The 12,291-nt window shown below is 74.0% G+C and carries 12 protein-coding genes; 6 read left to right on the forward strand and 6 right to left on the reverse strand.

What is annotated here, in order from left to right; all coding sequences use genetic code 11:
* The first annotated feature begins 4 nt into the window (after positions 1-4).
* Positions 5-1,300 carry a styrene monooxygenase/indole monooxygenase family protein gene (locus AC0693_RS26150; protein WP_478803054.1) on the forward strand — a complete coding sequence of 432 codons (1,296 nt, stop codon included), beginning with the start codon at positions 5-7 and terminating at the stop codon, positions 1,298-1,300.
* On the opposite strand, the gene AC0693_RS26155 is transcribed toward AC0693_RS26150, so the two are convergent.
* From AC0693_RS26155 to AC0693_RS26165, 3 genes are all read right to left on the reverse strand, one after another.
* The gene (locus tag AC0693_RS26155) at positions 1,216-2,571 is read right to left on the reverse strand and encodes a C40 family peptidase (RefSeq protein ID WP_478803055.1); all 1,356 of its coding nucleotides are present in this window, start codon (positions 2,569-2,571) and stop codon (positions 1,216-1,218) included. The two genes, AC0693_RS26150 and AC0693_RS26155, sit on opposite strands and share 85 nt — an antisense overlap.
* A gap of 139 nt (positions 2,572-2,710) precedes the next feature.
* Positions 2,711-2,971, reverse strand: a complete 261-nt coding sequence (locus AC0693_RS26160) for an SHOCT domain-containing protein (RefSeq protein ID WP_356415290.1) — start codon at positions 2,969-2,971, stop codon at positions 2,711-2,713.
* Positions 2,971-3,375, reverse strand: a complete 405-nt coding sequence (locus AC0693_RS26165) for a DUF6325 family protein (protein ID WP_356415292.1) — start codon at positions 3,373-3,375, stop codon at positions 2,971-2,973. Before AC0693_RS26165 ends, AC0693_RS26160 begins: the two co-directional genes overlap by 1 nt.
* A gap of 130 nt (positions 3,376-3,505) precedes the next feature.
* On the opposite strand from AC0693_RS26165, the gene AC0693_RS26170 reads away from it, so the two are divergent.
* Together AC0693_RS26170 and AC0693_RS26175 are read left to right on the forward strand one after the other, a co-directional pair.
* Positions 3,506-4,903: an FtsW/RodA/SpoVE family cell cycle protein gene (locus AC0693_RS26170; RefSeq protein ID WP_478736912.1), complete on the forward strand. Its 1,398-nt coding sequence runs from the start codon at positions 3,506-3,508 to the stop codon at positions 4,901-4,903.
* A complete protein-coding gene (locus tag AC0693_RS26175) occupies positions 4,900-6,357 on the forward strand; it encodes a peptidoglycan D,D-transpeptidase FtsI family protein (RefSeq protein WP_478803056.1) in 1,458 nt (485 codons plus the stop codon). Before AC0693_RS26170 ends, AC0693_RS26175 begins: the two co-directional genes overlap by 4 nt.
* A gap of 52 nt (positions 6,358-6,409) precedes the next feature.
* On the opposite strand, the gene AC0693_RS26180 is transcribed toward AC0693_RS26175, so the two are convergent.
* Positions 6,410-7,510, reverse strand: coding sequence for a ferritin-like domain-containing protein (locus AC0693_RS26180; RefSeq protein WP_356415301.1), 1,101 nt, complete (start codon positions 7,508-7,510; stop codon positions 6,410-6,412).
* 187 nt (positions 7,511-7,697) lie between these two features.
* Here AC0693_RS26180 and AC0693_RS26185 point away from each other — a divergent pair, with 187 nt between their 5' ends.
* The 3 genes from AC0693_RS26185 to AC0693_RS26195 all read left to right on the forward strand — a co-directional run bounded on the left by AC0693_RS26185 (position 7,698) and on the right by AC0693_RS26195 (position 9,773).
* Positions 7,698-8,627 carry an AurF N-oxygenase family protein gene (locus AC0693_RS26185; RefSeq protein WP_469317851.1) on the forward strand — a complete coding sequence of 310 codons (930 nt, stop codon included), beginning with the start codon at positions 7,698-7,700 and terminating at the stop codon, positions 8,625-8,627.
* Between the two features lie 110 nt (positions 8,628-8,737).
* On the forward strand, positions 8,738-9,475 hold the full coding sequence (locus AC0693_RS26190; protein ID WP_469317852.1) for a TetR/AcrR family transcriptional regulator: 738 nt from the start codon (positions 8,738-8,740) through the stop codon (positions 9,473-9,475).
* Positions 9,476-9,485: 10 nt separating this feature from the next.
* Positions 9,486-9,773 (forward strand): hypothetical protein, encoded by a 288-nt coding sequence (locus AC0693_RS26195; RefSeq protein ID WP_469317853.1) that lies wholly within the window; start codon positions 9,486-9,488, stop codon positions 9,771-9,773.
* A gap of 67 nt (positions 9,774-9,840) precedes the next feature.
* Here AC0693_RS26195 and AC0693_RS26200 read toward each other — a convergent pair whose 3' ends face one another.
* Together AC0693_RS26200 and AC0693_RS26205 are read right to left on the reverse strand one after the other, a co-directional pair.
* Complete coding sequence (locus tag AC0693_RS26200; protein WP_478803057.1) at positions 9,841-11,115, reverse strand: histidine kinase dimerization/phospho-acceptor domain-containing protein; 1,275 nt, start codon at positions 11,113-11,115, stop codon at positions 9,841-9,843.
* 65 nt (positions 11,116-11,180) lie between these two features.
* Positions 11,181-11,990, reverse strand: coding sequence for a hypothetical protein (locus AC0693_RS26205; protein WP_469332405.1), 810 nt, complete (start codon positions 11,988-11,990; stop codon positions 11,181-11,183).
* Positions 11,991-12,291: the final 301 nt, after the last annotated feature.

Genomic DNA, 12,291 nt, shown 5'->3' on the forward strand with positions numbered 1-12,291 from the left:
CGTCATGCGCAAGATACTCGTCGTCGGAGCCGGGCAGTCCGGCCTCCAGCTCGCCCTCGGCCTCCAGTCCAAGGGGTACGAGGTCACCCTCATGTCCAACCGCACGCCGGACGAGATCCGCGGCGGCCGGGTCATGTCCACGCAGGTCATGTTCGACACGGCGCTCCGGCACGAACGCGACCTCGGGCTGAACTTCTGGGAGGGGCAGGCGCCGAAGATCGAGGGCGTCGGCGTCTCGGTCGCGGCCCCCGACGGCTCCCGCCCGATCGACTGGCTCGGCCGCCTCAAGGGGTTCGCGCAGTCGGTCGACCAGCGCGTGAAGATGGCCGGCTGGCTCGACGCCTTCACCCAGCGCGGCGGCCAGCTGGTCATCCACGGCGCCTCGATCGCGGACCTCGACTTCTTCTCCCGCACGTACGACCTCGTGCTCGTCGCGGCGGGCAAGGGCGAGCTGGTCTCGATGTTCGAACGGGACGCGTCGCGCTCCCCGTACGACGCCCCGCAGCGCGCGCTGGCCGTCTCCTACGTGCACGGGCTGGGCCCCCGGCCCGAGCACCCGGACACCGAAGCGGTCCGCTGCAACCTGGTCCCGGGCGTCGGCGAGCTGTTCGTCATGCCCACCCTGACCACCTCCGGGCGCGCCGACATCCTGTTCTGGGAGGGCGTCCCGGGCGGCCCGCTCGACGTGTTCGCCGGCGTCAGGGACCCGGCGGAGCACCTCGCGCTCACCCTGGACCTGATGGAGCGGTTCACCCCCTGGGAGCACGCGCGGACGCGGGGCGTGGAACTGACGGACGCGGGCGCCACCCTGGCGGGCCGGTACGCGCCGGTCGTCCGCCACCCCGTCGGCCGGCTGCCGGGCGGCGGCGTGGTGCTCGGCGTCGCGGACGTGGTCGTCGCCAACGACCCGATCACGGGGCAGGGTTCCAACTCGGCCGCCAAGTGCGCGGCCTCCTACCTCTCGTCGATCCTGATGCACGGGGACAAGCCGTTCGACGAGGCGTGGATGAAGGCCACCTTCGCCACCTACTGGTTCACCACGGGCAAGCCGGTGACGCAGTGGACCAACGCGATGCTGGGCGTACCGCCGGAGCACGTGCTGGGCCTGATCGGCGCGGCGGGGCAGCTCCGGCCGGTGGCCGACCGCTTCGCCAACGGCTTCGACAACCCCGCGGACTTCGACTCCTACTTCTACGACCCCGAGGACACCGCGGGCTACCTCGCGGAAGTGACCTCGGCGGCGGCCGCCGAGGACACGTCGGCCGCCTCGGCCGCCCCGGGCGCTTCCTCGGCCGAGTAACCGCTGTCGTCGCCCGCCGCCCCGGTACCGGCCCCGGCGCCGGTCCCCGCGCCCTCGGGCAGGGGCGGCGGGCTGTACGACGCCAGCGCGACCCCGTCGGGATCCGGCCGTACGGCCCCCAGCAGCGGGTTGGCGGCGATCGGCGACACCTTCACCCGCGCGCCGGGCCGGGGTGCCTGGATCACCTTGCCGTTGCCGACGTAGAGGGCCACGTGGGTCGCCTTCGGGAAGTAGACCACCAGGTCACCGGGGCGCAGCTGGTCCAGCGGCACCTTCGGCAGCCGCTCCCACTGCTCCTGGCTGGTGCGCGGGATCGAGCGCCCCGCGTGCGCCCACGCCTGAGAGGTGAGCCCCGAGCAGTCGAAGGACCCGGGCCCCTGGGCGCCCCACACGTAGGGTTTGCCGATCTGCTCGCTCGCATAGGTCAGCGCGGCCCCGCCCGCGGCGCTGGGCGTACGGGCCGCGGCCGCGCCGGGACTGCCCAGGCGGCCCGAATCCACCAGCTCCCGCTGCGCGTCGGCCGTCTCCCCGCGCTCCCGTTCGGCGAGTCCGGCCAGCTGGTCGGCGGTCAGCGAGGCCAGCTGCCGCTCGACCTCCTTGAGCCGCGCCGCCGCCTCGTCCTTGCGCCGCTTGTGCTCGGCGGCGAGGGCCTGCTGCGTGTCCAGCGCCGTGCGGGCGGCCGCCGCCAGCGCCCCGGCCCGCTGCTCGCCCTGCGCGAGCCGGGCCAGTACGTCCGCCCGGCGGGCGCCCTCGCGCGCGGCCAGCCGGCGCTCGTCGAGCGCGGCGTTCGGATCCCCGGACATCAGCATCCGGGCGTACGGGGAGAAGCCCCGCGCCCCCCGGTACTGCTCCCGGGCCAGCCGCCCGGCCAGGGCCCGCTGGGCGCCGGCCTCCGTGCGCGCCCTGCCGAGGTCGGCGCTGAGCCGCCGCTCCTCGGCGCGGCGGGCGGTGAGGGCGGCCTCGGTGGCGTTGTAGGCCTCGGCGGCCTCCTCGGCCTTCTGGTACAGCCCCCGCATCCGGGTGAGCAGCCCGCCCACGGCCGCGGCCCCGGTCGCCCCCGGCGCGTCCTGCGCCTCCAGAGCCTCCTGGACCCCCTGCGCCTCCCGCGTCTCCGGAGCGTTCGAGGCCGCCTCCGGGGCGTCGCGCAGGGCGGCGGGACCGACGGGCGGCCCGGTCGGCGGCCCCACCGGCGGTGCGGCGGCGGCGGACAGCGGAACGGCCGCGACCAGGGTCGCGGCGATGCAGACGGCACGCAGCAGCCGACGTGACACGGGATCACCTCCGGGTAACCGAGGGCGCGATCGTGGCACGGCCGGTATGACAAATCGCCCACCCGAGTCGGCCGGGTCACCCCTCTCACCCGTCCGGACCAGGCGGCGTCGCGACGCCGCGGAGATCCATCGGGCACCCCTACCCCTCCAGCAGCCGGGCCTTCGCCGCCGCGAACTCCTCCGGGGTCAGCAGCCCCTCCCGGGCCAGCGCCGCGAGCCGTTCCAGCCGCCCCGCCAGGGCCGCCGCCCGCGGGGACAGGGGAGCGGTGGCCGCCGCTCCGCGGGCGGGTTCGCCACCCTCCCAGACGTAGGCCCCGCGTGCCAGCAGCCCCCGCAGCAGCGGGCGGCCCGGCGGGCGTTCGGCGGGACGGGCCGCCGCGTGCACCGGTCGGATGAACATCACGCCACCCCCGAGGCGTCCGCGGGCAGCCGGTCGGCGGGGATCCGGACCGAGCCGGCGATCCGCCCGCCCGCGGCCCGTACGGCGATCGCCGCGTCCTCGGCCCACACGTGCTCGACCAGCACCAGCAGCGCGCAGCTGCCCCGGTCCAGCAGGTCGGCGGCCTCGCGGACGTCCTCGGGCCCGATGAGCCGGGCCGCCTCCCGGCCGCTCAGCAGCCCGCTCAGCTCCCTGAACTCGTCGAACTCCGCGGCCAGCACCTCGCCCGCCGCCGTCTTCGTCGCCACGAGAGCGTCGATCAGCCGGACGTTCCCGCTTTTGCGCAGGCCCATCACGGCCGCGACCGCGGAGACCCGCAGCTGCTCCTCCGGGAAGGCGAGGACGATGAACTCCACAGGCCCCATGACCCCGACTCCTCGACTGACGCGTGCGCGTCCGATCACTTCTGACGGCTCTTCGGTCACTCTGCGACGACTCTTCGGCTCACTATGACATAAACGGACATACCCTACCCCCGCTTGCTACGTTGCCCCCATGACCGCACTGACGGCACAGGTGACGGAGCCCGCTCCGCCCCCCGGCGTCCCGCACGCCCGGCGGCGGGGCGTCGAGCTGACCCTCCTCGCCGGCGCCGTCTGCATCTCCGTCCTCGGCCACCTCTACGTCGGCCTCGCGACCGTCGGCCACCTCCCGCCGCAGTCCTCCCGGCATGCCGCCGGGCTCGCCGCCGCCGCGCTCCTCGCGCACCTGGCCGTGCGCCTGCGGGCCCCCTACGCCGACCCGCTCCTGCTGCCCATCGCCTTCCTCCTCAACGGGCTCGGCCTGGTCCTCATCCAGCGGCTCGACCTCACCACCCCCGCCCACCTCACCGCGGGGGACCAGCTGCTGTGGTCCGGGCTAGGGGTGGCGCTCTTCGTGGTCGCGGTCGCCGCGCTGCGCGACCACCGCTCGCTCCAGCGGTACGCCTACCTCGCGGTGGCCGCGGCGCTGACGCTGATGCTGGTCCCGGTCTTCTTCCCGGCGGTCAACGGCGCCCACATCTGGGTCCGCTTCGCCGGACTGTCCTTCCAGCCGGGGGAGTTCGCCAAGATCCTGCTCGCCGTCTTCTTCGCCGCCTACCTGGCCGCGAACCGCACCGCCCTCGCGCTGACCGGCCGCCGGATCTGGAAGCTGCGGATGCTGCCCGGCCGGGTGCTCGGGCCGATCCTCGCGATCTGGCTGCTGAGCGTCGGCGTCCTCGTGCTGGAGCGGGACCTCGGGACCTCGCTGCTGTTCTTCGGGCTGTTCGTCATCATGCTGTTCACCGCCACCGGCCGGATCGGCTGGATCGCCGTCGGGCTGCTGCTCGCGGGGCTGGGCGCGTACGCCGTCGGGACCTTTGAACCGCACGTCCACGGCAGGGTCGAGGACTGGCTGAATCCTTTCGCCTCCATCGAGCAGGGGCGCGGCCCGGGCCAGCTGGCCCAGTCGCTCTTCGCCTTCGGGGCGGGCGGCGTGCTCGGGGCCGGGCTCGGCCACGGCCAGTCCTTCCTGATCGGCTTCGCCGCCAAATCGGACTTCATCCTGGCCACCGCGGGCGAGGAACTGGGCCTGGCCGGGCTCTGCGCGATCCTCGTCCTCTACGGCCTGCTGGTCTCCCGCGGCTTCCACGCCGGGCTCGCGCTGCGCGACCCCTTCGGGCGGCTACTGGCCACCGGGCTCGTCTCGATCGTGGCCCTCCAGGTCTTCGTCATCGCGGGCGGGGTCACCGGACTGATCCCGCTCACCGGCATGGCCATGCCCTTCCTGGCCCAGGGCGGCTCCTCGGTGGTGACCAACTGGGTCATCGTGGCCCTGCTGGTGCGGCTCAGCGACAGCGCCCGCCGCCCGCGCCCCGGGGGCGACGGCGCGCCGGGCGAAGCCGGGGCCGCGGGCGGGGGAGGGACCCCGTGATCCGCTACATCCGCTGGTGCGGCTACTTCTGCGCGGCGCTCTTCCTCGCCCTGTTCGCGGGCGTGGCCCGGGTCCAGGTCTGGGAGTCCCGCTCCCTGGCGGACAACCCGGCCAACAAGCGGCCGGTGATCGAGCGGTACGCACAGCCGCGCGGCAACATCCTGGTCGACGGGCGTCCCATCACCGGCTCCCGGGACAGCCGCCAACTGCTGCGCTACGAAAGGACGTACGCCAATGGCCCGCTCTACGCCCCCGTCACCGGCTACGCCTCGCAGACCTACGGCACCAGCTTCGTCGAGCGCTCCGAGGACGCGGTGCTCGCCGGGACCGACCCCGGGCTGACCGCGTTCCCCTTCTGGCACGAGCTGGCCCGCAGCCGCCCGGACGGCGGCAACGCGGTGCTCACGCTCAAGGCGGCCGTGCAGCGCGCCGCCTACACCGGCCTCGCGGGCAAGCGCGGCGCGGTGGCCGCCGTCGAGCCCGCCACCGGGAAGATCCTCGCCCTGGTCAGCAGCCCCTCGTACGATCCGGGCCTGCTCTCCGGTACGGGCGCCGGGGTCAAAAGTGCCTGGGACCGGCTGAACGCCGATCCGGCCAAGCCGATGCTCAACCGGGCGCTGCGCGAGACGTATCCGCCCGGTTCCACCTTCAAGATCGTGACGGCGGCGGCCGCGCTGGACGCGGGCGTGGTGACCGATGTGGACGCGCCGACGCAGACCCCCGACCCCTACCCGCTGCCCGGCACCACGACCCTGCTGCCCAACGCCTCCGAGGGCTGCCGGGACGCCAGCATGGCCGAGGCCGTGCAGTTCTCCTGCAACACGGTCATGGCGAAGATCGGCGTCCAGGTGGGGCTGCGCGGGATGGCCGAGGCGGCCCGCCGGTTCGGCTTCAACGACGAGGGGCTGCGGGTCCCGGCATGGGTCTCGCGCTCCAACTTCGACACCGACATGAGCCAGGACCAGCTGGCCCTGTCCGCCATCGGCCAGTTCAACACCACGGCCACCCCGCTCCAGATGGCCATGGTCGCGGGCGCGGTCGCCAACGGCGGCGAGCTGCGCCGCCCCTACCTCATCGACCGGACCACCCAGAGCGACGGCGATCCGGTCCGCCGCGCCGACCAGCACGGCATGGGCCGCGCCATGAGCCCGGAGACGGCGCTGCGGCTCCAGCAGCTGATGGTCAGGGTGGTCGAGGAGGGGACGGGCCGCAACGCGGCGATCCCCGGCGCCCGGGTCGGGGGCAAGACGGGCACGGCGCAGCACGGCGTGGGCAACGCGGGCACCCCGTACGCCTGGTTCATCGCGTGGGCCGAGGGCGCGGCAGGCGGGCGGCCCGCGGTGGCGGTCGCGGTGGTCGTGGAGGACGCGGCGGCCGACCGCGGGGACATCAGCGGCAACAGCGCGGCCGCGCCGATCGCGCGCGAGGTGATGCGGGCGGCCCTGGCTCCCTGAGCCGGAGCGGGTCGGGGCCAGAACCGGGACCCGGAGCCGCAGCCCGAGCCGGTCAGGAGCCGTCCGCGATCGCCGCTTCCACCTCGGCCACCCGCAGCCGCTCCTCCCGCGCGAACCGCTCGCGGTCCAGGGTCTCGGCGATCTCCTCGTCCTCGGCCATCAGCAGGTCCAGGTTGGCATCGCCCATGTCGAACACGCCCATGTCGAGGTAGGCCTTCTGGAGCCGCGGCCCCCACAGCCCGATGTCCTTCACGCAGGGCACGATCCGGCTGAACAGCAGCTTGCGGAAGAGGTGCAGGAACTCCGACTGCTCGCTCAGCTCGGCCGCCTCCCGCTTCGGGATGCCGAAGTTCTCCAGTACCTCCACCCCGCGCAGCCGGTCCCGCATCAGGTAGCAGCCCTCGATCACGAACTCCTCGCGCTCGCGCAGTTCGGCGTCCGTCAGCTGCTTGTAGTAGTCGCGCAGCGCCATCCGGCCGAAGGCCACGTGCCGCGCCTCGTCCTGCATGACGTACGCGAGTATCTGCTTGGGCAGCGGCTTGTCCGTGGTGTCGCGGATCATCCCGAAGGCGGCCAGTGCGAGGCCCTCGATGAGGACCTGCATGCCGAGGTAGGGCATGTCCCAGCGGGAGTCGCGCAGGGTGTCGCCGAGCAGGCCCTGGAGGTGGTCGTTGACCGGGTAGAGCATGCCGATCTTCTCGTGCAGGAAGCGGCCGTAGATCTCGGCGTGCCGGGCCTCGTCCATGGTCTGGGTGGCGGAGTAGAACTTCGCGTCCAGGTCCGGGACGGACTCCACGATGCGCGCCGCGCAGACCATCGCGCCCTGCTCGCCGTGCAGGAACTGGCTGAACTGCCAGGAGGTGTAGTGCCGCCGCAGGTCGCCCTTGTCCCGTTCGGTCATCTTCGCCCAGTGCCGCGTGCCGTACAGGGTCAGGACGTCGTCGGGCGTGCCCAGCGGGTCGTAGGGGTCTACGTCGAGGTGCCAGTCGATCCGGGTCGCCCCGTCCCACTGCTTGTCCTTGCCCTTCTGATAGAGGGCGAGGAGCCGCTCGCGCCCGCCGTCGTACTCCCAGCTGAAGCGGGCCGCGCCGGAAGCCGGAACCTGCCATACGGGGTCGCCCGGGTCCGTGGTGTAGAGCGGGTGTGTCGACATGAACGCCCCCTGGGTGCGCGTGTGTGGACTTCCGTGCGGGACTGGACAGTTGGCAGCGTCACACGTTGGTAGACAGCCGGTCAACAAGTCGGGCGCAGGGGATTGACGAGCTTGCTGACAAGCAGTCTCATAAGAGGTGACCGCTGGTAACCCCACCGCCGACCCCCCTGCGAGAGGTGTCAGAGCCATGACGACCGTGACCGAAAGGGCGGAGCTGCGCGACGCCCTCGGCCTCCTCAAGGACCGGGAACACGTCGCCGAGCGGCTGCTCGAATCCTCGGCCAAGCACTCCTTCGACCCGGACCGGGAACTGGACTGGGACGCCCCGATGGTCGAGGGCAAGTACTACTGGCCGCCCGAGCTGCTCTCCCTCTACGACACCCCCCTCTGGAAGAAGATGGGCGAGGAGCAGCGCATCGAACTCTCCCGCCACGAGGCCGCCGCGCTCGCCTCGCTGGGGATCTGGTTCGAGATCATCCTCATGCAGCTGCTCACCCGGCACATCTACGACAAGGCGCTGACCAGCAGTCACGTCCGCTACGCCCTCACCGAGATCGCCGACGAGTGCCGCCACTCGATGATGTTCGCCCGCATGATCCAGAAGGGCGGCGCCCCCGAGTACCCGGTCTCCCGCTTCAACCACAACCTGGCGCGCGTCCTGAAGACCGTCTCCACCACCCCCGGCTCCTTCGCCTGCACGCTCCTCGGCGAGGAGATCCTCGACTGGATGCAGCGCCTGACCTTCCCGGACGAGCGCATCCAGCCGCTCGTGCGCGGCGTCACCCGGATCCACGTGATCGAGGAGGCCCGGCACGTCCGGTACGCCCGCGAGGAGCTGCGCCGCCAGATGATCACCGCCCCGCGCTGGGAGCGCGAGCTCACCCGCATCAGCTGCGGCGAGGCCGCCCGGGTCTTCTCCCTCGCCTTCGTCAACGGCCAGGTCTACGAGAACATCGGCCTGGACCGGGCCGAGGCGACGGCCCAGGTGAGGGCGAGCGGCCACCGCCGCGAGGTCATGCAGGCCGGCGCCAAGCGGCTCACCGACTTCCTCGACGACATCGGCGTGCTGCGCGGCGTCGGCCGCAAGCTGTGGCAGAGCAGCGGGCTGCTCGCCTGACGGCCCGGCCGACTCCCGCCCGCCGGCCCGCCCGGCGCCGTTCACACGCCCTTCCCGGCGGCGTGTACCGCGCCGGGCCGGCGGGCCGGTGCGCCGGTTACCCTGCGGACATGACCCGGACCCCGCCGGCGGCCCCGGCCCCGCGTGCCTACCGCCGCCTGAGCGTCGAGGAGCGGCGGGCGCAGATCATCGACGCGGCCCTGTCGCTGTTCGCGCACCGGGCCCCGGAGGACATCTCCCTCGACGACGTCGCCGAGGCCGCCGGGGTCTCGCGCCCGCTGGTCTACCGCTACTTCCCCGGCGGCAAGCAGCAGCTGTACGAGGCCGCCCTGCGTTCCGCGGCCGACGTCCTCGGCCTCTGCTTCGCCGAAGCGCAGGCCGGACCGCTGACCCGGCGGCTCTCCCGCGCCCTGGACCGCTACCTCGCCTTCGTCGACGAACACGACGCGGGCTTCAGCGCCCTCCTCCAGGGCGGCAGCGTGGTGGAGACCTCCCGCACGACCGCCACCGTCGACGGCATCCGGCGCACCGCCGCGGGCCAGATCCTCTTCCACCTGAACGTCCCCGAACCCGGCCCCCGGCTGCGGATGATGGTCCGTACCTGGATCACGGCCGTCGAGGCGGCCTCGCTGACCTGGCTGGACGAGGGCAAGGAGCCGCCGGTCGCGGAGCTGCGCGACTGGCTGGTGGACCAGTTCATCGCCCTGCTGACCGCCACCGCCGCCACCGACCCGCAGACGGCCGCCGCCGCGCGGGCCGCCCTGGCCACGGAAACCGCGGACGGCCCGGTGGGGGTCCTGGCCCGCCGGGTGATCCCCGTGGTCTCCGAGGCCGCCCACCTGCTGTGACACTGGTGGGGTGAGAAGCGAACCGACCCCCTTCGAGGGCGGCCCGATGGACGGCCGGGTCCTGCCGGTCCTGCTCGGCCCGACCGGCCACCCGCCGAAGTGGTACGAGATCCCCGTCCCGGACGCGGCGGGCGGCCCTCCCACCGTCCTGCTCTACCAGCGGGTCCCGGCCGGCTACACCAAGCGCCTGCACCTGCAGAAGGGCTGGAAGTACGCCTACGAGCCGACGGGGCGCAAGCCCGCCATCCGCTGGCCCTGGACGAAACCGCCGCGCACCCCCGGCCCCGCCGACGGCTGAGCCGCAGCCGGGGGCATGTCCGGCCCGGCCGGCGTTCGAGGCGCGGGTTCCGGGGCCGGGACCCGGATCAGGGCCGGGGCCCGGCCCCTGCCGAAGGCACCGGCACCGGCAGCGTCAGCACCGCCACCGCGCCCGAGCCCTCCTCGGGTCCCGCGTTGCGGAACACCAGCTCCGCGCCCAGCACCGCCGCCTGCCCGACGGCGATCGTCAGCCCCAGCCCGTGCCCCTGGGGGCAGCCCCCGCGGGCCCCGGAACGGAACCGCTGCGGGCCGTGCGCCACCAGGTACTCCGGATAACCGTCCCCGTGGTCCCGTACCGTCACCACCGGTCCGTCGACCGTCAGCACCACCGGGGCCCGTCCGTGCTTGTGCGCGTTCGCGATCAGGTTCCCGAGGACCCGCTCCAGGCGTCGCCGGTCCGTCTCGACGTACAGATCGCGCGCGACCACGACCTCCGTCGCCGTGCCCGAGGCCCGTACCGCGCGCTCCGCCACCTGCGCGAGCCGGTGCAGGTCCGTCTCCACCCGCTCGCTGCCCGAATCCAGCCGCGAGATCTCCAGCAGGTCCTCGGTGAGCTGGCGCATCGTGCGGACCCGCTCCTGCACCATCTGCGTCGCACGGCCCTCCGGCAGCAGCTCCGAGGCGGCCTGCAGACCGGTCAGCGGAGTGCGCAGCTCATGGGCCACGTCCGCCGTGAACCGCTGCTCGCTCAGCAGCTTCGACTGGAGGCTCCCGGCCATCGTGTCCAGCGCCGCGGCCACGGTCGCCACCTCGTCCTGGCGGCGCGCCGGATCCTTCGTACGGGCGTCCCCGACCCGGGCGTCCAGGTCCCCCTGGGTGATCCGGCGGGCGACGGTCGCGGTCTGGTGCAGCCTGCGCGTCACGCGGGTGACGGCGAAGGCCCCGACCAGCAGCGTCCCCCCGATGGCCAGCCCCGACGAGCCGATGATGGCCCGGTCCAGCCCGTTGATCGTGCGCGCGCTCTGGCCGTAGTCGACGGCGGTCGCCAGGGCGCGGCCGTCGGCGGGCGCCGCCGCCCACATGACCGGGCGGCCCCGGTAGTCGCTGACGATCGTGCCCCGGTTGCCCGAGACCGCCAGCGCGCGCAGCGAGGCCGGCAGGCCCGCCGGGTCGATGCCGGAATCCGGCGGCAGGTTCTCGCCCGCCTCGTAGGAGCGGGCGGCGTCGTGCAGCTTCCCGAGCGCCTTCTCGCGGGCGGTCGCGACCGTCTGCCGGGTGACCGCGACGTGCACCAGCGCGCCCAGGACGGCCGCCAGCGTGCAGCACATCACCACGATGAAGCAGGCCGATTTCCAGGTCAGCGTGGCCGTCCAGGCGGGCATCCGGGCCCACCGGACCCACCGGGGCAGCCGCGCCGGGCGCCGCGGGCCGGTCGTACGGGGCGCGGTCACGACGGGCCGCCGCCGTCCGCGGCCCGCCGGGGCCGCAGCGGACGCGGGCTCTGCGCGGCGCCGGGCCGCTGCGGCACCCGGATGATCTGCTCCCGGGTCGGCAGCATGGTCCGCTGCTTCTCGTCCCAGGACCAGGCGGTGTTCAGCTCGTAGCCCGGGTTCGCGCTCGGCACGTGCAGGACGACGTCGCGCCCCGCCAGCTCGACGCTGATCACGGAGTCGGTGGTGGCCATGATCCGGTTCAGGCGTCCGTCCGGGTCGGCCGTGTAGACCCGTACCGACATCTGGTGGTCCGGCAGCTCGAACCCGATGATCAGCTCGTCCTGGTCGTTGCCGGTCAGGTCCCGGTAGTACGGCGTGAGCACCGGGCACCGCCCCGGCTTCGCGGTCCCCGGGTCGGCGGGCCGCTCCCCGGTCGGGCACGCGAGGATCGCCGCCGCGGTCTCGCGCGGCATCCCGTCGGGACCGACGTCGGCGCCCTGGTGGTTGCGGACCTCGGCCTGCACGAGGGCGACCGGGTCCACGTCGTGCACGTTCCCGTCCTTGACCGGCGGAATGCCCTTGACGTACTCGGGCGGCGCCCCGCCCGGATCGGCGGGCGGCACGGTGGCGCCCTTGCGCTCGGGCCACAGGTGTACGGGCCCCTTCGCGGTCGGGGTCGCCCCGGCGCCGGCCAGACCACCGGTGTGGGAGCAGCCCGCTACCGCCAGGACGGCCGCCAGCAGCGCGGCGGCGCGCAGGGCAGGCGGCGGAAGGAGGGCCGTGGCGCGGGGACGGCGGCGGGCGCGCGGAGGGAGCGTCTTCACGGGCCCCTGCGTCCTCCTGTCCCCTGCGCGGTGCGGCGGGTGCGCCACCCGCCGATTGTCGCCCGAACCGGTCCCGTCAACCTTATGCAGAGGTAAGCCCTTTTTGCGCGGCCGTCCGCCCCGCGGACCAGCGGTGCAGAGGGGGCGGGGCCCCGGCCCCCTGCCTCCGGCGGGCCCTCAAACGCCGGGCAGGCTGCATGTGCCAGGGCGGCGCCACTCTGCCGGGCCAACTCCAGCCCCGCCAGCGTTGTACCGGGGCGGCGCCACTCCGCCTGGCCAACTCCAGCCCCGCTGGCGTCCG

Source organism: Streptomyces sp. NPDC043876 (assembly GCF_056435825.1).

Coding starts and splice junctions, on each gene's coding strand:
- AC0693_RS26200 (WP_478803057.1), bottom strand. CDS start 11,115: ATGCCCGCCTGGACGGCCACGCTGACCTGGAAATCGGCCTGCTTCATC.
- AC0693_RS26180 (WP_356415301.1), bottom strand. CDS start 7,510: ATGTCGACACACCCGCTCTACACCACGGACCCGGGCGACCCCGTATGG.
- AC0693_RS26190 (WP_469317852.1), top strand. CDS start 8,738: ATGACCCGGACCCCGCCGGCGGCCCCGGCCCCGCGTGCCTACCGCCGC.
- AC0693_RS26165 (WP_356415292.1), bottom strand. CDS start 3,375: ATGGGGCCTGTGGAGTTCATCGTCCTCGCCTTCCCGGAGGAGCAGCTG.
- AC0693_RS26185 (WP_469317851.1), top strand. CDS start 7,698: ATGACGACCGTGACCGAAAGGGCGGAGCTGCGCGACGCCCTCGGCCTC.
- AC0693_RS26150 (WP_478803054.1), top strand. CDS start 5: ATGCGCAAGATACTCGTCGTCGGAGCCGGGCAGTCCGGCCTCCAGCTC.
- AC0693_RS26170 (WP_478736912.1), top strand. CDS start 3,506: ATGACCGCACTGACGGCACAGGTGACGGAGCCCGCTCCGCCCCCCGGC.
- AC0693_RS26160 (WP_356415290.1), bottom strand. CDS start 2,971: ATGTTCATCCGACCGGTGCACGCGGCGGCCCGTCCCGCCGAACGCCCG.